Consider the following 21,664-nt stretch of genomic DNA (forward strand, 5'->3'; position numbering starts at 1 on the left):
ATCTACGCGTCCCCCATCGTCAGCGTCACCGTCGCAATGACGTGATTGCCAAGGCTGTTGGCGCCGATCACCTTCACCGTGATCAACCCGTCATCGACCGCGGTCACCTCACCGGAGAAGGTCACCGTGTCGTAGGCGTACCACGGCACCCCAAGCCGCAGGCCGATCGACTTGATCAACGCCGACGGCCCGGCCCAGTCGGTGATGTAGCGCTGCACCAGACCCGTATCCGTCAGGATGTTGACGAAGATGTCCTTCGAGCCCTTCGCAACAGCCTTGTCCCGGTCGTGGTGCACGTCCTGAAAGTCGCGCGTAGCCAATGCCGTTGAGATGATGAACGTCGGGTCGCCGTACAACTTCAGTTCGGGCAGGGCAAAGCCCACAGCAGGCGCGCTCATGCCTCGGGCTCCCAGGCGTACAACGTCCACTCCGGCCCGGAATCCCCGGCCGGGAAATCGATATACGTTGCGCGCACCGGCATTCCGATTTCCACCGCGGCGGGATCGACGCCCCGCAGCTCGCCCAGCATCCGGACGCCCTCCTCGAGTTCCACCAGCGCGATCACGAAAGGCAAAGTGCGCCCGGGCACTTTCGGCGCGTGGTGCACGACGAAGCTGTACACCGTGCCACGTCCACTGGCCACGGCATAGTCAATGGGCTCGGTCGGGTCCTGCCACACCGCGGGCACCGGCGGGTGCTGCAACGAACCGTCGGCCAGCTTCTGGATCCGCAACTCGTGCGCCTTGACACCCTCCCAGAAGAACGCCGTGTCGCGCGACGACGCCGGACGCATCATCGCGTCCGCGTCCAGGTCGTCGGGCACACCAGAACCAGACTCCGATGCGGCCGGCTTGAATTTCAGTATGCGCCAGTTCATCTCGGCGACGTCTTCGTCACCGACCCGCCACACGATGTGCTGGTTGATGAAGAAGCCCTCGCCCAAAGCGGTCTGCTTCGGCCCCACCACATCGCCCATTTCGGAGGTGATGCTGACTTCCTCGCCGGGCCGCAGATAGCGGTGATAGGTCTGCTCGCAGTTGGTCGCGACCACCCCGATGTAACCGTTGTCGTCGAACAGCTTCATCATCGGGCCCATGGGGTCGTCGTCCGGGCGGGCGCCATTCAGCCCGAACATGGTCCACACCTGGATCATTGCCGGGGGCGCAACCAGCCCCGGGTGGCCCACGGCGCGAGCCGCGTCCTCGTCCACGTAGATCGGATTGCGGTCGCCGATGGCCTCGACCCAGTTGTTGATCATGGGCTGGTTCACCGGATCCCGGCCGGTGCGCGGCTTACCGCCGCCAGCCGCGACAATCTCCGCGATGGCTTCTTGGATATCGGTCATCGAGGCACCCTCGGCACCTTGAGGCCCGCCGCCGCAATCATCTCGCGCATGACCTCGTTGACGCCGCCACCGAAGGTGATCACCAGGTTGCGTTTGGTCTGCGAGTCCAGCCACTCCAGCAGCTCCGCCGTTTCCGGCTCCGCCGGGTTCCCGTACTTGCCGACGATCTCTTCGGCCAGCCGTCCGATGTACTGAATCTTCTCGGTGCCAAAGACTTTCGTCGATGCCGCGTCGGCCACATTGATGTCCTCGCCCGCCGCGGCGACCTGCCAGTTCAGCAGCTCGTTGACCCGCCACATCGCGTAGATCTCACCAAGTGCCCGCTTGACATCGTGATGGTCGATCGGGGTGACGCCGTTGCCACCGGGCTTGGACGCCCATTCGTGCAGCCGGTCATAGATGCCCGCGGTGCGACCGGCCGGTCCGAGCATCACCCGCTCATTGTTGAGCTGGGTGGTGATCAGCCGCCATCCGCCGTTCTCCTCACCGACCAGCATGTCGGCCGGCACCCGCACGTCGTTGTAGTACGTCGCATTGGTGTGGTGCGCGCCGTCGGACAGGATGACCGGCGTCCAGGAGTAGCCGGGATCCTTGGTGTCGACGATCAGGATCGAAATGCCTTTGTGCTTAACGGCTTCCGGGTCGGTGCGGCACGCCAGCCAAACATAGTCGGCGTCGTGTCCGCCGGTGGTCCACATCTTCTGGCCGTTGACGATGTACTCGTCGCCCTGGCGCACCGCTGAGGTCCGCAGCGACGCCAGGTCGGTGCCGGCCTCCGGTTCGCTGTAGCCGATCGCGAAGTGCACCTCGCCGGCGAGGATCGCCGGCAGGAACTTCTTCTTCTGCGCCTCGGTGCCGAACTGCTGCAGCACCGGACCCACCGTCTGCAGGGTCACCGCGGGCAGCGGCACGTCGGCGCGGTGCGCCTCGTTGACGAAGATCGACTGTTCGATCGGGCCGAAACCCAAGCCGCCGTACTCTTTCGGCCAGCCCACGCCGAGCTTGCCGTCCTTGCCCATCCGGCGGATCACCGCGCGGTAGGCCTCGTTGTGGCGGTCCTGCTCCATCGCTTTCGCCTCGTCGGACGAAATCAGATTGGTGAAGTACTCCCGCAGCTCGGCCTGCAGCTGGCGCTGCTCCGGGGTCAAGTCGATAAACATCTACACTCCCACCAGATCTAGTCGGTGCGATGGCCCGCCCAGCAACCGGGTCAGGTCCTTGATCGTGGAGTAGTACCGGTGCATCGGGTAGGTGATGTCCATCCCCATGCCTCCGTGCAAGTGATGACAGGTCTGCATCACCGGCGGCGCCTGCGAAGCCAGCCAGTATCCGAGCACGTCGAGATCGGAGCCGGCGTCGCGTCCCTCGGCTAGTTTCCAGAGCACCGCCTTGGACGCCAAATCGATGGTGCGCGAGGCGATGTAGACTTCCGCCAGCTGCGCCGCAACGGTCTGGAAGGTTGACAGCGGCTTGCCGAACTGCTTGCGCCCCGCCACATAATCGGCAGTCAGCCGCAACGCCCCGGCCACCAATCCGGCGGCATAAGCTCCAATCATGGCCAGCACCAACTGGTTTACCCTCGCCGCCGACGCGCCGGCCAACACATCGGCATCGGCGATCGCCACATCGGCGAAGCTCACCGTGTACTCGTCGGACCCGTTGGATGTCGGCGTACGGACCAGCACCACGCCGTCGGCCTTGGGCGACACCACCACCACGGCACTGTCCGCCGTCACCAGCATCCAGTCAGCTGATTCCGCATATCCCACACCGACTTTCACGCCGGACAGCCGTCCGCCGCTGAACGCAATTGACGGCCGGTCCGGCAGCGCGGACCCGGGTTCATTGAGCGCCGCGGTCAGCACCCCACCGCCCGCGACGCCGGCGAGGTAGCGGTCCTGCTGCTCCTCGGACGCCAGGTCCAGCAGCGGCACCACGCCGTAACCGAGGGTGACCAACGCCGGTGTGATGGCACCATGGCGGCCCGCTTCGGTGAGCACGGTGCCCACCTCGGCCAGCCCCACCCCGTCACCACCGAGACGTTCCGGCACCGCCAACGCCGCCACGCCGCCGTCAGCCATTGCGGCCCAGGACAATTCGCGGCTCAATACCGACTTGACGACGTCGGCGACGGCTTCTTGCTCTGCGCTGAGATTGAAGTCCATCGTGATCAGTGCGCCACCGCGTTTTTGCCGGTGTAGTCGACCTGCCAGTGCTTGATGCCGTTGAGCCAGCCTGAGCGCAGCCGCTCCGGCTCACCGACCGGCGTGAGGTCCGGCATATGGTCAGCGACCGCGTTGAAGATCAGGTTGATCGTCATACGGGCCAGATTCGCGCCGATGCAGTAGTGGGCGCCGGTGCCGCCGAAACCGACGTGCGGGTTCGGGTCGCGCAGGATGTTGAAGCTGTGCGGGTCGTCGAACACGTCCTCGTCGAAATTGGCCGACCGGTAGGACATCACCACCCGCTGGCCCTTCTTGATCTGCACGCCGCCCAGCTCGGTGTCCTCGCTGGCGGTACGCTGGAACGCCGAAACCGGTGTGGCCCAACGAATGATCTCGTCAGCGGTGGTCGACGGCCGCTCCTTCTTGAACAGCTCCCACTGATCGGGGTTGTTCGCCAGGGCGATCATGCCGTGGGTGATCGAGTTGCGCGTGGTCTCGTTACCGGCGACAGCCAGCATGATTACGAAGAAGCCGAACTCGTCGTCGGAAAGCTTTTCGCCGTCGATGTCGGCCTGGATGAGCGTCGTGACGATGTCGTCGGTGGGATTCTTACCCCGCTCGTCAGCCATCGCCATCGCGTACATGATCAGCTCCATCGACGACTGAGCGGGATCGACGGTGGCGTATTCCGGGTCGGTGCCCCCGGTCATCTCGTTGGACCAGCGGAAGAGCTTGTCGCGGTCCTCCTGGGGGACGCCGAGCAGGCCGGCGATGGCCTGCAGCGGCAGCTCGCACGCCACCTGTTCGACGAAGTCGCCGCTACCCGCGGTCGCCGCGGTCTTGGCGATGTTCTGGGCACGCTGGGCGAGCTCGGCTTCCAGACGCCCGATCGCCCGGGGCGTGAACCCGCGGGAGATGATCTTGCGCAACCGGGTGTGGTGGGGTGCATCCATGTTGAGCATGACGCTGCGTTGCAGTTCCACCTGCTCGCGCTTCATCTCCGGTGGCCACGTCGGGATGGCGCCGTTCATCCAGCTGGAGAAAAGGTCGCTGCGCCGCGACACCTCCTTGACGTCGGCGTGCCGGGTGACGAGCCAATAGCCGTGGTCCTCGAACCCGCCCGCGCCGTTGGGGATGTCGACCCAGTGGATCGGCTCCGCCTTGCGCAGCCAGGCGAGCTCCTCGACGGGCAAACCTGCGAGGTTGACGTCGGGGTCAAGGAAGTCGAAGTCGGCGGGAATGTTGGGGGGTGCCATGTACGGTGCGCTCCTTTTACAACACTATTTGCAACGTGTTCTAGTGCCAGTAAAACACGGCTCCTGCGCAGATAAAAGGCAGGTAACCATCCTCGCTTGTCATAGTAATGAAACGTGTTCTAGCCTGGCTTCATGGGTAACCCGGTAATCGTCGAAGCCACCCGCAGCCCCATCGGGAAGCGCAATGGATGGCTGTCAGGCCTGCACGCGACCGAACTGCTCGGGGCGGTGCAGAAGGCACTGGTCGAGAAGGCCGGTATTGAGGCCGGAGACGTCGAACAACTCGTCGGCGGCTGCGTCACGCAGTTCGGCGAACAGTCCAACAACATCACCCGGGTGGCGTGGCTGACGGCCGGACTGCCCGAGCACGTCGGTGCCACCACGATCGACTGCCAGTGCGGAAGTAGCCAGCAGGCCAACCACCTGGTCGCCGGATTGATCGCCACCGGCGCCATCGACATCGGCATCGCCTGCGGTATCGAGGCGATGAGCCGGGTGGGTCTGGGCGCGAACGCCGGCCCCGACCGCGGGGCGATCCGCGCGGCGTCCTGGGACATCGACATGCCGAATCAGTTCGAGGCCGCCGAGCGCATCGCCAAGCGCCGTGGCATCACCCGCGAGGAGATCGACGCATTCGGCTTCGCCTCCCAGGCGAAGGCCAAGCGGGCGTGGGAGGAGAACCGGTTCGAGCGTGAGATCTCGCCGATCGTGGCGCCGGTGCTCGACGAGAACAAGCGGCCGACGGACGAGCGCGCGCCGGTCACCCGCGACCAGGGTCTGCGCGAGACGACGTTGGAGGGGCTGAGCCAGCTCAAGCCCGTGATGGAGGGCGGCATTCACACGGCGGGTACCTCGTCGCAGATCTCCGACGGCGCAGCCGCGGTGCTCTGGATGGATGAGGACAAGGCCAAGGCGCTCGGGTTACGGCCGCGCGCCCGAATCGTCAGCCAGGCCAACGTCGGCGCCGAGCCCTACTACCACCTCGACGGTCCCGTGCAATCGACGGCCAGGGTGCTGGAAAAGGCCGGCATGAAGATGGGCGACATCGACATCGTGGAGATCAACGAGGCTTTCGCGTCAGTGGTGCTGTCCTGGGCGCGGGTGCACGAGCCCGACATGGACCGGGTCAACGTCAACGGCGGCGCCATCGCGCTGGGCCACCCGGTGGGCTCCACCGGAGCCCGGCTGATCACCACCGCGCTACACGAACTGGAACGCACCGACCAGAGCACCGCCTTGATCACCATGTGCGCGGGCGGCGCCCTGTCGACCGGGACCATCATCGAGCGCATCTAGGACGGTGCACGTCTCCGAGGAAAGTCGCATCGCGGCGGCCCAGAGCTATATCGACGCGCTGGTCAGCCACGACGCCGAGGCGGTGCCGTTTGCGGCCGGCTGCACCCGCACCGAGCTGGGCCTACCCAACGGCTTCTCCGGAAATCACCTGCGGCGCGGCCTCAATCGCGGGCTGCAGTACCGCGTCATCGCCGACGCGACACCGCCGCACTACCGCATCGAGGGCGACGAGGTGCACGCCGAATACGACGTCCTGAGCAAGGCGGCGTTCGCCGGCCGCCGGATCGCGGCCCGGGTCGACGAGACGTTTGTGATCCCGGCCGAGAGCGTCTCCGGCAAGGCCGAGATCCACCACATCCGGGCCAGCTTCAGGCCCTTCATCCAGCACTAGGATCGCTTCATGCCGAAGTCTCCCCCACGCTTCTTGAACTCGCCGCTCACCGATCACTTCATCAAGTGGATGTCGCGGCTGAACACCTGGATGTATCGCCGCAACGGCGGTGAAGGCCTGGGCGGCACCTTCCAGAACATCCCCGTCGCCCTGTTGACCACGACCGGCCGCAAGACCGGCGAACCTCGGGTCAGCCCGTTGTACTTCCTGCGCGACGGCAACCGGGTCGTGGTGGCGGCATCCAAGGGCGGGGCGGCCAAGAACCCGATGTGGTACCTCAACCTCAAGGCCAACCCCAAGGTGCAGGTGCAGATCAAGAAGGAAGTGCTCGCCCTCACCGCACGCGATGCCACCGACGAGGAGCGCGCCCAGTACTGGCCGAAGCTGGTGGATATGTATCCCAGCTACGAGGACTATCAGGCCTGGACGGACCGGACGATCCCGATCGTCATCTGCGACCCCTAGATTTCCGCGTTGATCCTGCGTCCACGGCGTAGTTCACTCGCACTTTCGCAACGTGGACGCAGAGTCAACGCGAAACGCTAGGCCCCGTAGACCGGAACCGGCGTCCGCGACTTGGCCAGCAGGTCGGTGACCACCGGACCCAGCTCGGCGGGATCCCACTTCGCGCCCTTGTCGATCTGCGGTCCGTGCGCCCATCCCTCGGCAACCCGGATCAGACCGCCCTCGACTTCGAACACCTTGCCGGTGACGCCGCGGGATTCGACACTGCCAAGCCACACCACCAGCGGCGAGACGTTCTCCGGAGCCATGGCGTCGAACCCGCCGTCCTCCGGCGCGGCCATGGTCTCGGCGAACACGGCTTCGGTCATCCGGGTGCGGGCGGCGGGAGCGATCGCGTTGACGGTGATGCCGTAGCGCCCAAGCTCGGCCGCGCCGACGAGGGTCAGTGCGGCGATCCCGGCCTTGGCGGCGGAGTAGTTACCCTGCCCGACGCTGCCCTGCAGGCCGGCGCCGGAGCTGGTGTTGATGATGCGGGCATGCAGGTCATCCGGTCCGACGGTGCCGCCCTTGATTTGCCGGCGCCAGTAGCCCGCGGCGTGCCGCAGGGTGGCGAAATGCCCCTTGAGGTGTACGCGGATGACGGCGTCCCACTCACTTTCGCTGGTATTGGCCAACATTCGGTCGCGGATGAACCCGGCGTTGTTGACCAGGACGTCCAGGCCGCCGAACGTGTCGACCGCCGTGTCGATCAGGTTCTGCGCACCCGTCCAGTCCGCGACGTCGTCACCGTTGACCACGGCTTCACCACCGGCAGCGGTGATTTCGTCGACCACCTGCTGTGCCGGGCTTTCACCGGCCGACCCGTCCAGTCCCACGCCGATGTCGTTGATCACCACGCGTGCGCCCTCGGCGGCGAACGCCAGCGCATGCGCGCGACCGATGCCGCGGCCCGCGCCGGTGACGATGACCACCCGCCCGTCGAGCAAACCCATACTTACCTCTCCCTTTACTTGATCGCGGCCGCGTTCGTGGTCGCCAGATAGTGCGGCGGCTCCCCACCGCCATGCACCTCCAGCGTTGCGCCGCTGATGTACGATGCCGCGTCACACGCCAAAAATGCTGCGGCCCAACCGATGTCCGCCGGCTTGGCCAGCCGGCCGAGTGGCACATTCTTGGAGATCGCCGCGATCGACTCGGCGTCCCCATAGAACAGGTCGGCCTGCTCGGTTTCCACCATGCCGACCACGCAGGCGTTCACCCGCACCTTCGGCGCCCATTCCACCGCCAGCGTCTCGGTCAGACTCTCCAGGCCGGCTTTGGCCGCGCCGTAGGCCGCGGTGCCCGGGCTCGGCCGTCGACCACTGAGACTGCAAATGTTGACGATCGACCCCCCGCCGGACTGGGCCTGCATGACGTCGTTGGCGAACTGCGAAACCACAAGCCCACCAATCAAATTGAGTTCGATGATTTTGCGGCTGAACTTCGGGCTGGACCCGGCCGTCAGCACATACGGCGATCCCCCCGCATTGTTGACGACGACGTCGAGGGTGCCGTGTCGCTCGACGATCGACTCGATCAGGGCTTTGACGGCCTCTTCATCGCGAACGTCGCAGCTGTGGAACTCGTGCGGAAAGCCCTCGACGGGCCTCCGCGCGCAGGTGACGACCGTCGCGCCCTGCTCAGCGAAAACCGAACTGATGCCGGCGCCCACACCCCGAACGCCGCCCGTCACCAGCACCACACGCCCGGCCAGACCCAGATTGATGGATTCAGCATTCCGGGGGGCTGATTGGGACTCGGTCACTGTGCTAGCGTACCAAGCAAGTGCTTGCTTAGGTAACTGACCCAGCAGACTCAGCAGGAAGTGCCATGACGATCACCTCCACCACCACAGAACCCGGCATAGTCGCGGTCACCGTCGACTATCCGCCCGTCAACGCCATTCCCTCGCAGGGATGGTTCGAACTCGGCGACGCGATCACGGCCGCCGGGCGGGATCCACAGACCCACGCGGTGATCCTGCGCGCCGAAGGCCGCGGCTTCAACGCCGGCGTCGACATCAAGGAAATGCAGCGGACCGAAGGGTTCACCGCACTGATCGACGCGAACCGCGGCTGCTTCGCTGCGTTCCGCGCGGTTTACGAATGCGCGGTCCCGGTCATTGCCGCGGTGAACGGCTTCTGCGTCGGCGGTGGCATCGGCCTGGTCGGCAACGCCGACGTCATCGTGGCCTCCGACGACGCGGTCTTCGGACTCCCCGAAGTGGAGCGCGGTGCCCTCGGCGCGGCCACCCACTTGTCCCGCCTGGTCCCGCAGCACATGATGCGGCGGCTCTTCTTCACCGCCGCCACCGTCGACGCCGCCACGCTGCACCACTTCGGCTCGGTACACGAGGTGGTGCCGCGTGCCGAGTTGGACGAATCCGCACTCCGGGTGGCTCGCGATATCGCCGCCAAGGACACCCGCGTCATCCGGGCCGCCAAAGAGGCGCTGAACCTGATCGACGTGCAACGCGTGAACTCGAGTTACCGCATGGAACAAGGGTTTACGTTCGAGCTCAACCTCGTCGGCGTCGCCGACGAGCACCGCGACGCGTTCGCCGGAACGGCAAAGGGCAAGAAGGAATGAGCAACAAGACGACGACCCTGGACGACGCCGTCGCGCACGTGCAAAGCGGCATGACCATCGGGATCGCCGGTTGGGGATCACGGCGCAAGCCAATGGCTTTCGTGCGCGCCCTGCTGCGCACCGACGTCACCGATCTGACCGTGGTCACCTACGGCGGGCCGGACCTGGGCCTGCTGTGTTCGGCCGGCAAGGTCAAGCGGGTCTACTACGGCTTCGTCTCGCTGGATTCGCCACCCTTCTACGACCCGTGGTTCGCCAAAGCCCGCACCAGCGGCGCCATCGAGGCCCGCGAGATGGACGAGGGCATGCTGCGCAACGGCCTGCAGGCGGCCGCGCAACGGCTGCCGTTCCTGCCGACCCGCGCCGGACTCGGCAGTGCGGTGCTGGACTTCTGGGAAGGCGAACTCAAGACCGTCACCAGCCCGTATCCCACCGACGGCGGGTACGAGAAGCTGATCGCGATGCCCGCGCTGCGCCTCGACATCGCGTTTGCCCACCTCAATCTCGGCGACCAGCGGGGCAACGCCGCATACACCGGCATCGACCCCTACTTCGACGACCTGTTCCTGATGGCCGCCGACAAGCGTTTCCTGTCGGTAGAACGGGTGGTGTCCACCGAGGAACTCGTGAAATCGGTTCCGCCGCAGGCACTGCTGATCAACCGGATGATGGTCGACGGCGTGGTGGAGGCACCCGGCGGTGCCCACTTCACCACCGCCGCACCGGATTACGGCCGTGACGAGAAGTTCCAGCGGCACTACTCCGAAGCCGCCTCCACCGAGGACGGCTGGCAGCAGTTCGTGGCCACGTATCTGTCCGGCAGCGAAGACGATTACCAGGCCGCCGTGCGCAAGTTCGCCGAGGAGGCAGCGAAATGACCGCCACCCGAGCCGAAATATGCGCGATCGCCTGCGCCGAATTGTTCAGGGATGCCGGCGAAATCATGATCAGCCCGATGACCAACATGGCCGCGGTGGGAGCCCGGCTGGCGCGGCTGACGTTCTCACCCGACATCCTGCTCACCGACGGCGAGGCGCAGTTGCTCGCCGACACACCGGCACTGGGCAAGACCGGCCCGGTCGAGGGCTGGATGCCCTTCGGACGGGTCTTCGAGACCCTGTCCTGGGGCCGGCGTCATGTGGTGATGGGCGCCAATCAGGTTGACCGCTACGGCAATCAGAACATCTCGGCGTTCGGTCCGCTGCAGCAGCCGACCCGGCAGATGTTCGGGGTGCGTGGCTCGCCGGGCAACACCATCAACCACGCCACCAGCTACTGGGTCGGCAACCACTCCAAGCGGGTGTTCACCGAAACCGTCGACATCGTCTCGGGCATCGGCTACGACAAGGTCGATCCGGACAACCCGGCGTTCCGGTTCGTCAACGTCTTCCGGGTGGTATCCAACCTCGGTGTCTTTGACTTCGGCGGGCCGGAGCACACCATGCGGGCGCAGTCCCTGCACCCCGGCGTCGCTCCCGACGACGTCCGCGAAGCCACCTCGTTCGACGTGCACGGCCTCGACGAGGCCGCCGAAACGCGACAACCGACCGACGACGAGCTGCGCCTGATCCGTGAGGTCATCGACCCGAAGGCGTTGCGCGACAGAGAGATCCGGTAGTGCGGCTCAAAACTCCGCTGACCGAGCTGGTCGGCATCGAGCATCCGGTGGTGCAGACCGGGATGGGTTGGGTAGCCGGCGCGCGACTCGTGTCGGCCACGGCCAATGCCGGCGGGTTGGGCATTTTAGCCTCGGCCACCATGACGCTGGACGAGTTGGCCACCGCCATAGGCAAGGTCAAGGCTGCCACCGACAAGCCGTTCGGCGTCAACATCCGCGCCGACGCCGCCGATGCCGGCGATCGGGTCGAGCTGATGATCCGCGAGGGCGTCAAGGTGGCATCGTTCGCGCTGGCACCCAAGCCCGAACTGATCGCGCGGCTCAAAGAGGCCGGTGCGGTGGTCGTTCCGTCGATCGGGGCGGCCAAGCACGCCCGCAAGGTCGCCGGCTGGGGTGCCGACGCGATGATCGTGCAGGGCGGCGAAGGCGGTGGGCACACCGGCCCGGTCGCCACCACGCTGCTGCTGCCGTCGGTCCTGGACGCGGTCAAGGGGACCGGCATCCCGGTGATCGCCGCCGGCGGCTTCTTCGACGGACGCGGACTGGCCGCGGCGTTGTCCTACGGCGCCGCCGGGGTTGCCATGGGGACGCGCTTCCTGCTCACCTCGGATTCGACGGTCCCCGAGGCGGTCAAGCGGCGGTACCTGGAGTCGGCCTTGGACGGCACGGTGGTGACCACCCGCGTCGACGGCATGCCGCACCGGGTGCTGCGCACCGGTCTGGTGGAGAAGCTGGAAAGCGGCTCGCGGGCAAGGGGTTTCACCGCGGCGGTACGCAACGCCGCCAAGTTCAAGCAGATGTCGCAGATGAGCTGGCGGTCGATGATCCAGGACGGCCTGGCCATGCGGCACGGCAAGGAGCTCACCTGGTCGCAGGTGGTGATGGCGGCCAATACCCCGATGCTGCTCAAGGCCGGGCTGGTCGAGGGCAACACCGATGCCGGCGTGCTCGCGTCGGGTCAGGTGGCCGGCATTCTCGACGATCTGCCCTCATGCGCCGAGCTGATCGAGTCGGTGGTGGCCGAGGCGATCGAGCACCTGCAGGCCGCGGCGAAGCTAGTGGAGTAGTTGACGCGTGTCGACTAAGCTCTTCCAGCTATGTCGACCGTCGAGCAGGCACCCGCAACCTCCGGGTCCGCCGCGCAGCATGCGCTGCCCGATCCGGGTGAAGCGGTACCCAAGCTTGCGCTGCCCACCATCGGGATCTTTCTCGCGTCGCTGACCGCCTTCGTTACCTGCACGGTCGGCTATATCAATGGCTGGTCACCGTGGTGGGTGACCATTCCGGTGAACGCCGCGGTGACGTTCGTGATGTTCACCGTCGTGCACGACGCGTCGCATTACTCGATCAGCTCCGTGCGTTGGGTTAACGGGCTGATGGGGCGGCTGGCCTGGCTCTTCGTCGGCCCGGTGGTCGCGTTCCCGTCGTTCGGCTACATCCACATCCAGCATCACCGGCACTCTAACGACGACGACCAGGACCCGGACACCTTCGCTTCACACGGAAAGTGGTGGCAGTTGCCGCTGCGCTGGTCGCTGGTGGAGTACTTCTACCTGCGGTACTACCTGCCGCGTGCTCGCAGCCGGCCGGTGCTCGAGGTCGGCGAGACCATGGTGATGATGGCGCTGTCGCTCACCGGCCTGGTCGTGGCCATCGTCACCGGAAATTTCTGGATCCTGCTCGTCGTCTTCCTGATCCCGCAGCGCATCGGCCTGACAATCCTGGCGTGGTGGTTCGACTGGCTGCCCCATCACGGCCTGGAAGACACCCAGCGCACCAACCGCTACCGCGCCACCCGCAATCGTGTCGGCGCCGAATGGCTGTTCACCCCGGTGCTGCTGTCGCAGAACTACCACCTGGTGCACCACCTGCACCCGTCGGTGCCGTTCTACCGATACCTACGGACGTGGAAACGCAACGAAGAGGCCTACCTGGAGCGCAACGCCGCCATCAACACCGTTTTTGGGCAGCAGCTGAATCCCGACGAGTATCGGGAATGGAAGGATCTCAACGGCCGGCTGTCCAAGCTGTTGCCGGTGCGGATGCCGGCCCGATCCAGTTCGCCGCATGCCGTGCTGCACCGCATCCCGGTCGCGTCCGTGGACCCCATCACCGCCGACAGCACCCTGGTCACCTTCGCCGTCCCCGAGGACCTGCAGGACGCGTTCCGGTTCGAACCAGGCCAGCACGTCACCGTAGTGAGCGGCGAAGGTGTGCGTCGCAACTACTCGATCTGCGCCCCGGCGACGCGCGCGCAGTTGCGCATTGCCGTCAAACACATTCCGGGCGGCGCTTTTTCGACGTATGTGGCCGAGCAGCTGCAGGCCGGTGACGTGCTCGAGCTGATGACCCCGACGGGTCGGTTCGGCACGCCGCTGCATCCGCTGAACCGCAAGCACTACGTCGGCCTGGTGGCCGGTAGCGGCATCACGCCGGTGCTGTCGATCCTGGCGACGACCTTGGAGATCGAAACGGAGAGCCGGTTCACGCTCATCTACGGCAACCGCACCAGGGAGTCGACGATGTTCCGCGCTGAGCTCGACCGGTTGGAGTCGCGCTACGCCGACCGGCTGGAAGTCCTGCACGTGCTGTCGGGCGAGTCGTTGCACGCTCCGGAACTGCGCGGCCGGATCGACCGCGACAAACTCAACCTGTGGCTGACCGGCGACCTGCAGCCGGACCATGTCGATGAGTGGTTCATCTGCGGCCCGATGGAGATGACGACCGCGGTGCGCGAGTCGCTGCTGGAGCACCGCGTGGACTCGGAGCGCATCCACCTGGAGCTCTTCCACGGTTTCGAAACCGGTTCTGCCGCAGAGCATTCCTACGAAAGCGCGACGGTGACGTTCAAGTTGTCCGGCAAGCAGTGGACCTACGACCTGACCCCAGGCGACTCCATCCTCGAGGGCGCTCTGCAGGTTCGCGACGATGCGCCGTACGCCTGTATGGGCGGCGCGTGTGGCACTTGCCGGGCGAAGCTCATCGAAGGCGACGTCGAGATGGACCACAACTTCGCGCTGGGGCAGGCCGAACTGGACGCGGGTTACATCCTGACCTGTCAGTCGCACCCGACGACGCCGTTCGTCTCGGTCGACTACGACGCCTGACGGCGCTTCTCTTTCCCGCCGAGCGTGAATCTCACTACGCGACACGCCGATTCAGCGTCGTGAGGTTCACACTCGCGGGGTCACCAGCGCCATCCGGCAGCCTCCATTGCCGCGACGACCCGAGCGATGAACGTCGCCTCCCGGTAGCGGAGCAGGTCGTTGCTCACCCTGACGATCGTCCACCGCAGGTCCCGCAGCGCGGAGTACCGGTCGATATCGCGGTCCCGTTGCTCCGAATCCGTCCAGTGCTGGGGGCCGTCGTATTCGATGCCGACGCGCAACTCCTTGTAGCCCATGTCGATTCGAGCCACGAAGTCCCCGCAGTCGCCATGCACCCGGATCTGCGTCTGTGGTTTCGGTAACCCCGCGTCGATCAACGCCAATCGGGTCCGCGTCTCCTGCGGTGATTCGGCGCCTCCGTCGACCAACGGCAATATCCGGCGAAGCCGGACCAACCCGCGCGCGCCGCGATGTCCGGCAACGACGGCCTCGACATCAGCGAACTTGAGATCGGTCGCATTTACCAGAGCGTCGAGGCGCTGTACGGCGCGTAACCGATCAGCGGTCCGCCGGCCGATGTCGAAAGCCGTGCGCGCCGGGGTGGTCACCGCGATCCCGTCGACGGTCAGCACTTCGTGTGGCAACAAGGTATCGGCGTGAACGACGATGCGCGCCGGAGGTTTTCGGTTGCTACTCACCAACTCGGCATCCAGTGACGGGCTGACCCACTTAACGCCGAGCAGAGCTGCGGCCGAGTTGCCGGCAACCACCCCGCGCCGCCGTGACCACAACCATGCGGCCCGCGCCCGCTGATCTGCCGTCAGCTCAATACCGGCGGGGCCGTATACCCCTGGATAGATGGGCTCGTAGAGCATCCGCATGACACGCTCGGGAATGGCCCCCGCGGCCAGTGCTTCGACGCCGAGAAACGGCCAGTCCATCCGCGGATGCTGTCACCTCAGCGCGAGTGCTGCCGTCCGCCATCCCCACCCCCGCCGAGAGTGAATCGCACGACGGGACACGCCGACGACGCGTCGGGAGAGTCACGCTCGGCGGACCAAGAGCAGAACTAGAGCCGCTCGATGATGGTCACGTTCGCGGTGCCGCCGCCCTCACACATCGTCTGCAGCCCGTAACGACCGCCGATGCGCTCCAAGGTATTCAGCATGGTGGTGAACAACTTCGCGCCAGTGGCGCCCAGCGGGTGCCCGAGTGCGATCGCGCCGCCGTTGGGATTGACCTTCTCCGGGTCGGCCTTGATCTCCTTGAGCCAGGCCATCACGACCGGCGCAAATGCCTCGTTGATCTCGACGGTGTCGATGTCGTCGATGGACAGTCCCGTCTTCTCCAGCGCGTACCGGGTAGCCGGGATGGGCCCGGTCAGCATGAACACCGGATCGGCGCCGCGGGTACTGATGTGGTGGATGCGGGCGCGCGGCGTCAGACCGTGGTCTTTGACGCCCTGCTCGGACGCGAGCAACACCGCGGAGGCGCCGTCAGAAATCTGGCTAGCCATCGCCGCGGTCAACCGGCCGCCCTCGACCAGCGTCTTCAATCCGGCCATCTTCTCCAGCGACGACTCCCGCGGGCCTTCGTCCACCCGGAACGGGCCGGTTTCGGTTTCGACGCTGAGGATCTCGTTGTCGAAGTTGCCGCCCCGGATCGCCGCGAACGCCCGCTCGTGGCTGGTCAGCGAGTACTGCTCCATCTCCTCACGCGACAGGTTCCACTTCTCGGCAATCAGCTCCGAGCCGCGGAACTGGGAGATCTCCTGGTCGCCGTACCGGTGTAGCCACTGCTTGGATTCGTTTGTGGGAGAGGTAAATCCGAACTGTTCGCCGACGGTCATCGCCGACGAGATCGGGATCTGGCTCATGTTCTGCATGCCGCCCGCCACGATCAGATCCGCGGTACCCGACATGACCGCTTGCGCGCCAAAGGAAATGGCCTGCTGACTGGACCCGCATTGCCGGTCGACGGTGACACCCGGCACCTCTTCCGGATAACCGGCGGCCAGCCAGGACAGGCGGGCGATGTTGCCGGCCTGCCCGCCGATCGCGTCGACGCACCCGGCTATCACATCGTCGACAGCCGCCGGGTCCACGTCCACCCGGTCCAGCAGTCCGCGCCACCCGAGGGCGCCGAGGTCGACCGGATGAATTCCGGCCAACCCGCCGCCACGCTTGCCAACCGCGGTACGCACGGCGTCAATGACGTACGCCTCGGAAAACCCAGCCATGTTCAGACTCCTTCTTTCGCGATTCCGCCAAGAACAATGGCGAGATATTTCTGACCGACCTGCTGTGCGGTAAGCGGTCCGCCGGGTTGATACCAGCGCACCGAAACCCACGTGGTGTCACGGATGAAGCGATACACCAGGTCGACGTCCAAGTCGGGCTGGAAGTAACCCTCCTCGACGCCCTGGTTCAGCAGGTCGTGCCACATCCTGCGCTGCTGCTTGTTGCGTTCGTCGATGTAGGAGAATCGGGCCTGCGTCGAGAGTCGTTGGGCCTCATCCTGATAGATGACGACTTGGGCGTGCCGGTGCTCGATGGCCTCGAACGACGCCATGAAGAGGCCCTTGAGTCGCTCGAGGGGGTTCGGTTCGCTGTCGACGATCTCCCGGTAGCGCGCGAACAGCCAGTCCAGGAACTCGCGCAGCAACTCGTCGACCATCTCCTCTTTGGAAGCGAAGTGGTGGTAGAGACTGCCAGACAGGATGCCGGCACCGTCGGCGATGTCGCGCACGGTCGTTGCGCGTAAGCCGCGTTCGGCGAACATCACCGCGGCGAGTCCCAATAACTCGTCTCGACGACTATTAGCCTGACCGGCCACACGCTCCACGTGATCAGGGTATCAACCAAGCGCTTGCTCGGCCAATGGTGGTCGCCCGCGAATGGACGTCGGCATCGGGAACAGCGAATTCGATAACGCAGGTGCGGACAATACCGGGGTCGCAACACAAGCCAGGTCATTAACGGGCGGCGGGAACTCGGGCAGCTGGACACGCGCCGCGGGACACCGGTTAGGTCAATACAGACTTGTGAAACTCGGATGACGTCAACACCAGGTATGCCTCACGAAGAGGGGCACCACCAATTCGGGCATTAACAACACTGGCGACCGCTTCAGCCTCACCCAACTGCTGCAGAGGCTTTGAATTCATTTGGCGCCGTCCCCCTCCCGAGCTGGCGCTTTGCGATCCGCCGGCCAACTGCAGGACAGCGCCTGAACTCGCGGAACGCGCACTCCCAGAGAAATCGCAAAACTTTCAGCAAAAACGACACATGTTCAACAGAGGCGTCGTATCGTCTGTCGCGTCGGGTAAGGCGCCGTCACACATGGCGGGGTTAATGGAGGTCAGCGCGGTGAACTTTTCGGTTCTTCCCCCAGAGATCAACTCTTTGCGGATGTTTCTCGGCGCTGGGTCAGCGCCCATGCTCGAGGCCTCTGCGGCCTGGTCGGGCCTAGCCGAAGAATTGGGCTCGGCTGCAGACTCTTTCTCCTCGGTGACCACGAACCTGGCCGGGCAAGCCTGGCAGGGGCCGGCGGCCCAGGCAATGGCGCGGGCAGCGCGTCCGTACGCCGACTTCCTGCGGGCCGCGTCCGTCCGCGCTACGACCGCCTCGTCTGGTGCGAAATCGGTGGCCAGCATATTCGAGGCGGCCAAGGCCGCGACCGTTCATCCGGAGGTCATCGCGGCCAATCGGCAAGCCTTCGTGCAGGCCGTCCGCACCAATATCTTCGGATTCAACGCGCCGTTCATCGCCGCCGCTGAGGCTGCCTACGAGGAATTCTGGGCGACCGACGTAGCCGCCATGGTCGGCTACCACGGTGGAGCATCGACGGTTGCGGCGCAGCTGTCGTCATGGGCTCAGACCGTTCAGAACCTGCCGGGTCTCGGGCAGCTTCTCGGCGGCGCACCTGCCGCAGCCGCGACGGCCGCCCCCGGCGACCCCAACCTGGGCCTCGGCAACAAGGGTGGCGGCAATATCGGTAGCGGCAACAACAGCGGCACCGGTGGCGGCAACATCGGTAACGGCAACAGCGGCAGCGGCAACTTCGGCAGCGGCAACACCGGCACCAGCAACATCGGCCTCGGAAACAAAGGCACCAACAACTTCGGCCTAGGAAACAACGGCGTCAACAATGTCGGCTTCGGAAATGCCGGCGGCACGACTAGCACACGCGGCAGCGTGGGCTTCGGTAACGCCGGCAATGGCAACTTCGGAGCGGGCAACACCGGCAACAACAACATTGGCGGTGGCAACACCGGTGATAACAACATCGGCTTCGGACTCACCGGCAATAAATTGGTCGGTGTCGGCGGTGCGTACTACGACACGGTTGCCGGCGCGTTCCACTTCGACAACCCATTCGCCAACGGCAACATCGGCTTCGGGAACTCGGGCCACGGCAACATCGGCTTCTTCAACTCCGGTGACGGAAACCTCGGCATCTTCGGCTCGGGCGCCCACGCGGGTGGTTCTCTCAATCCCGACTTCGGCAAGCTCCAGGGCCTCGGCATTGGAAACTCCGGCTTCGGCAACATTGGCATCGGTAACACCGGCAGCGGAAACTTCGGCTTTGGGGACTCCGGTACGTTGAACACCGGCTTCGGGAACTCGGGCGACTTGAACACCGGCGGCGGCAATTCCGGCGGCAGCATCCTCAACAGCTTGCTCGGCCCGACAAACCCACAACCAGGAAATACGGGCTTCGGGAACTCCGGGTTTGGCAACACTGGCTTTGGGAATGCCGGCAACCTGAATACCGGTTTCTTCAACGCCGGCAACGTCAACACCGGCCTCTTCAACTCGGGCAATGTGAATACGGGCTTCAATATCAGCACCGACTCCGGCCTTACGCACTCCGGGTTCAATACCGTCGGCAACAATGTCTCAGGCTTCAACAACTCGGCGAGCGGAGCGGTCGGGGCGTTACCACCGCTGGGTGTGAACGGCAATATCTCGGGCTTCAACAACACGGCCGTCGGCGCCACCAACCCGGCGGGGGTATCTGTCGCCGGCGGACTGTCGGGCTTCTTCAACAGCGCCAGCGGCGCCAACAACCCCGCGGCTGGCATTATCTTGAACGGTTTGATGTCGGGCTTCTTCAACCAGGGCGTTACGGCTGCGGTTCAGGGCTTCCCGTCCGGAGTCTTGGCCGGTGTTGGCTCAGGCTTGTTGAACGCCAACACCTTCTTCTCGGCCGTGTTCAACCTCCAGAAGGCACTCGACAGCTAGACAGTTCGCGGGCTCTGACTCGACTTCCCCGTTCGGGTAAGCGACGTCGTCGCGAGCCGAGGACTGCAACTTCGCGTGCCACGGCGATGGTCCGACCGACAGTGTTGGTCGGACCATCGCTGCGTCAATTTGCGCTAGCGCTATCCCCACAGACAAAATCGCGGGTCACCTAGCTGACGGCCCGGCCATGATCGGCGCATGCCTGCCGCAGCATCGCTGCAAGAGCATCTGTTGACGAACCTGGACTTGTCGACAGCACTGGGAGCACTGGGAGTCTGCGTTCCACCGCCCTGAGCAGTCTCGCCAACCCCTTGCCACCTGCGCCAATTAATTAGCCAAACAAAAGTTTTCTGAAATGCCATGTGGCATAGCCACAGTCACCGTAGTGTCTGGGGGAGCTTGCGCGACAGCGGTCATGGGGGGCCGCCGCGAATCAATCTGGGGGACGTGTGTCGAACTTTGCGGTGCTGCCGCCTGAGGTCAATTCGTTGCGGATGTTCATCGGTGCCGGCTCGGCCCCGATGCTCGAAGCAGCGACCGCGTGGGCCGGTCTGGCCGATGAGTTGGCGACGGCCGCCGAGTCTTTTTCAGCGGTCACCTCCGGACTGGCCGGTCAGGCGTGGCAAGGCCCGGCTGCCGCAGCCATGAGTGCGGCCGCGGCACCGTACGCCGGGTTTCTCGATGCCGCGTCGGCGAAGGCGCTGCTTGCCTCCAGCCAAGCCAAAGCTGTGGCAAGCACTTTCGAGACGGCCCGAGCGGCCACGATCCACCCGCTCGCAGTGGAGGCCAATCGGAATGCGTTCGTGCAACTGGTGCGCTCGAATTTCCTGGGGCTCAACGCGCCGGCGATCGCGGCTGCCGAAAGCATTTACGAGGAGATGTGGGCCGCCGACGTCTCGGCGATGACCGGCTACCACACCGGCGCGTCGGCAGCGGTCGTCGATCTGATCCCGATTCCGGCTGGGCTGCAACAACTTATCAACACGCTGCCGAATCTGGGCCTCGGCAATATCGGCAACGCGAACCTCGGCGGCGGCAATGTCGGGGGTGGCAATGTCGGCAACGGCAACCTCGGCAGCTCCAACCTGGGCGGCGGAAACAACGGCAGCAAGAACATCGGCAGCGGCAACGTCGGCGATGGCAACATCGGCGGCGGTAACTTCGGCCAGAACAACATCGGCTTTGGAAACAGCGGCCTGGGCAACGGGTTTCGCTTCGCCGGCGATGGCGACAACAACATCGGCTTCGGCAACAGCGGCAACCGCAACTTCGGCCTGGGCAACAGCGGGGACCGAAACCTGGGTGGCGGCAACACCGGCAACAACAACATCGGTTTCGGCCTCACCGGCGACAACCTGCTCGGCTTCGGCAACGCCTACCTCGACCGCTCCACCGGACAGTTCGTCTTCAGTGGACTGAATTCCGGCAGTGGCAACATCGGCCTGTTCAACTCCGGCACCAACAATATCGGCTTCTTCAACTCCGGCGACGGCAACCTCGGCCTCTTCAGTTCCGGCTCAAACCCTTTTGCGCCCGGCAGCCTCAACAACCTGGGCCTGGGCAATTCCGGCGCCGGCAACCTCGGGCTGTTCAATGCGGCGCAGGGCAACACCGGGTTCGGCAACGGAGGCAGCGTGAACACCGGGTTCGCGAACGGTGGCAGCGTCAACACCGGCTTCGGGAACGCGGGCAGCTGGAACACAGGGTGGGACAACTCGGGCTTGGCCAATACCGGAACCGGAAACTCGGGTGACTCGAATACCGGGCTCTGGAACGCCGGTGGCGAGAACACCGGTTTCGGCGCGACCACCGACAGCGGCGCCACCGGCTCCGGCTTCTTCAACGCAGGCGAGGGCACGTCGGGATTCTTCAACTCCGCCAGCGGTCCCGGAAGCGGTTTCCTGTCCGGCATCGGGAACAGCGCCAGCGGTTCGCCGGAGGTCAACGGTCGCGGCTCGGGCTTCTTCAACTTCGGCCTGCCCACCCCCGCGAGCCCCGATCCGCTGGACGGCGTCTTCAGCGGCTTCAACTCCGGCCTGCTCAACTTCGGTGCCAACCTGTCCGGAATCTTCAGCCTCGGCCGGCTGCTGGGCTAGCCATCCAGACCTGCCGACTGTGAAATCCACGACGCGACACGCCAATTGGCT

The 21,664-nt window shown here is 65.3% G+C and carries 20 protein-coding genes; 10 read left to right on the forward strand and 10 right to left on the reverse strand.

Annotated features, from left to right (window positions below):
• Positions 1-2: 2 nt before the first annotated feature.
• Genes C0J29_RS27580 through C0J29_RS27600 form a run of 5 tightly spaced genes read right to left on the reverse strand, consistent with a single transcriptional unit; the run spans position 3 to position 4,766 of the window.
• On the reverse strand, positions 3-398 hold the full coding sequence (locus C0J29_RS27580) for a MaoC family dehydratase (RefSeq protein WP_120794177.1): 396 nt from the start codon (positions 396-398) through the stop codon (positions 3-5).
• Positions 395-1,345, reverse strand: coding sequence for a bifunctional MaoC family dehydratase N-terminal/OB-fold nucleic acid binding domain-containing protein (locus C0J29_RS27585; RefSeq protein WP_120794178.1), 951 nt, complete (start codon positions 1,343-1,345; stop codon positions 395-397). Before C0J29_RS27585 ends, C0J29_RS27580 begins: the two co-directional genes overlap by 4 nt.
• Positions 1,342-2,505, reverse strand: a complete 1,164-nt coding sequence (fadE29, locus tag C0J29_RS27590; protein ID WP_055581950.1) for an acyl-CoA dehydrogenase FadE29 — start codon at positions 2,503-2,505, stop codon at positions 1,342-1,344. Before fadE29 ends, C0J29_RS27585 begins: the two co-directional genes overlap by 4 nt.
• Entirely contained in the window at positions 2,506-3,510 is a 1,005-nt protein-coding gene (locus C0J29_RS27595) for an acyl-CoA dehydrogenase family protein (RefSeq protein ID WP_120794179.1), read from the reverse strand. It abuts the gene before it with no gap.
• Between the two features lie 5 nt (positions 3,511-3,515).
• On the reverse strand, positions 3,516-4,766 hold the full coding sequence (locus tag C0J29_RS27600) for a cytochrome P450 (protein ID WP_065047540.1): 1,251 nt from the start codon (positions 4,764-4,766) through the stop codon (positions 3,516-3,518).
• Positions 4,767-4,898: 132 nt separating this feature from the next.
• Here C0J29_RS27600 and C0J29_RS27605 point away from each other — a divergent pair, with 132 nt between their 5' ends.
• Genes C0J29_RS27605 through C0J29_RS27615 form a run of 3 tightly spaced genes read left to right on the forward strand, consistent with a single transcriptional unit; the run spans position 4,899 to position 6,918 of the window.
• Positions 4,899-6,062, forward strand: coding sequence for a steroid 3-ketoacyl-CoA thiolase (locus C0J29_RS27605; protein WP_120794180.1), 1,164 nt, complete (start codon positions 4,899-4,901; stop codon positions 6,060-6,062).
• A gap of 4 nt (positions 6,063-6,066) precedes the next feature.
• Positions 6,067-6,453 (forward strand): DUF8021 domain-containing protein, encoded by a 387-nt coding sequence (locus C0J29_RS27610; protein ID WP_065163945.1) that lies wholly within the window; start codon positions 6,067-6,069, stop codon positions 6,451-6,453.
• A gap of 9 nt (positions 6,454-6,462) precedes the next feature.
• Entirely contained in the window at positions 6,463-6,918 is a 456-nt protein-coding gene (locus C0J29_RS27615; protein WP_065163944.1) for a nitroreductase family deazaflavin-dependent oxidoreductase, read from the forward strand.
• Between the two features lie 77 nt (positions 6,919-6,995).
• On the opposite strand, the gene C0J29_RS27620 is transcribed toward C0J29_RS27615, so the two are convergent.
• Both C0J29_RS27620 and C0J29_RS27625 read right to left on the reverse strand, forming a co-directional pair.
• Positions 6,996-7,910, reverse strand: a complete 915-nt coding sequence (locus tag C0J29_RS27620; protein WP_065047534.1) for an SDR family oxidoreductase — start codon at positions 7,908-7,910, stop codon at positions 6,996-6,998.
• A 14-nt stretch (positions 7,911-7,924) separates the two neighbouring features.
• Entirely contained in the window at positions 7,925-8,722 is a 798-nt protein-coding gene (locus tag C0J29_RS27625) for an SDR family oxidoreductase (RefSeq protein ID WP_174814872.1), read from the reverse strand.
• A gap of 65 nt (positions 8,723-8,787) precedes the next feature.
• Between C0J29_RS27625 and echA20 the strand changes: the two genes are divergently transcribed.
• Genes echA20 through C0J29_RS27650 form a run of 5 tightly spaced genes read left to right on the forward strand, consistent with a single transcriptional unit; the run spans position 8,788 to position 14,271 of the window.
• Positions 8,788-9,546: a (7aS)-7a-methyl-1,5-dioxo-2,3,5,6,7,7a-hexahydro-1H-indene-carboxyl-CoA hydrolase gene (gene echA20, locus C0J29_RS27630; protein ID WP_120794181.1), complete on the forward strand. Its 759-nt coding sequence runs from the start codon at positions 8,788-8,790 to the stop codon at positions 9,544-9,546.
• Complete coding sequence (gene ipdA / locus C0J29_RS27635) at positions 9,543-10,424, forward strand: cholesterol ring-cleaving hydrolase subunit IpdA (RefSeq protein ID WP_120794182.1); 882 nt, start codon at positions 9,543-9,545, stop codon at positions 10,422-10,424. The genes echA20 and ipdA overlap by 4 nt, the downstream gene beginning before the upstream one ends.
• Positions 10,421-11,164, forward strand: coding sequence for a cholesterol ring-cleaving hydrolase subunit IpdB (gene ipdB / locus C0J29_RS27640; RefSeq protein WP_120794183.1), 744 nt, complete (start codon positions 10,421-10,423; stop codon positions 11,162-11,164). The genes ipdA and ipdB overlap by 4 nt, the downstream gene beginning before the upstream one ends.
• On the forward strand, positions 11,164-12,231 hold the full coding sequence (gene ipdC, locus C0J29_RS27645; protein ID WP_120794184.1) for a (3aS,4S,5R,7aS)-5-hydroxy-7a-methyl-1-oxo-octahydro-1H-indene-4-carboxyl-CoA dehydrogenase: 1,068 nt from the start codon (positions 11,164-11,166) through the stop codon (positions 12,229-12,231). The genes ipdB and ipdC overlap by 1 nt, the downstream gene beginning before the upstream one ends.
• A gap of 30 nt (positions 12,232-12,261) precedes the next feature.
• Positions 12,262-14,271: a fatty acid desaturase gene (locus C0J29_RS27650; protein WP_120794185.1), complete on the forward strand. Its 2,010-nt coding sequence runs from the start codon at positions 12,262-12,264 to the stop codon at positions 14,269-14,271.
• 80 nt (positions 14,272-14,351) lie between these two features.
• Here the strand turns inward: C0J29_RS27650 and C0J29_RS27655 are convergent, their stop codons facing one another.
• From C0J29_RS27655 to kstR2, 3 genes are all read right to left on the reverse strand, one after another.
• On the reverse strand, positions 14,352-15,212 hold the full coding sequence (locus tag C0J29_RS27655; RefSeq protein ID WP_120794186.1) for a DUF559 domain-containing protein: 861 nt from the start codon (positions 15,210-15,212) through the stop codon (positions 14,352-14,354).
• Positions 15,213-15,340: 128 nt separating this feature from the next.
• On the reverse strand, positions 15,341-16,510 hold the full coding sequence (fadA6, locus tag C0J29_RS27660) for a steroid 3-ketoacyl-CoA thiolase FadA6 (protein ID WP_065047523.1): 1,170 nt from the start codon (positions 16,508-16,510) through the stop codon (positions 15,341-15,343).
• A gap of 2 nt (positions 16,511-16,512) precedes the next feature.
• Positions 16,513-17,115 (reverse strand): TetR family transcriptional regulator KstR2, encoded by a 603-nt coding sequence (gene kstR2, locus C0J29_RS27665; RefSeq protein ID WP_120794187.1) that lies wholly within the window; start codon positions 17,113-17,115, stop codon positions 16,513-16,515.
• A 497-nt stretch (positions 17,116-17,612) separates the two neighbouring features.
• Between kstR2 and C0J29_RS27670 the strand changes: the two genes are divergently transcribed.
• A complete protein-coding gene (locus C0J29_RS27670; protein WP_240743985.1) occupies positions 17,613-19,517 on the forward strand; it encodes a PPE family protein in 1,905 nt (634 codons plus the stop codon).
• A 449-nt stretch (positions 19,518-19,966) separates the two neighbouring features.
• The gene (locus tag C0J29_RS27675; RefSeq protein ID WP_065163938.1) at positions 19,967-21,613 is read left to right on the forward strand and encodes a PPE family protein; all 1,647 of its coding nucleotides are present in this window, start codon (positions 19,967-19,969) and stop codon (positions 21,611-21,613) included.
• The last annotated feature ends 51 nt before the right edge of the window (positions 21,614-21,664 follow it).

The organism is Mycobacterium paragordonae (assembly GCF_003614435.1).
Taxonomy (GTDB): domain Bacteria; phylum Actinomycetota; class Actinomycetes; order Mycobacteriales; family Mycobacteriaceae; genus Mycobacterium; species Mycobacterium paragordonae.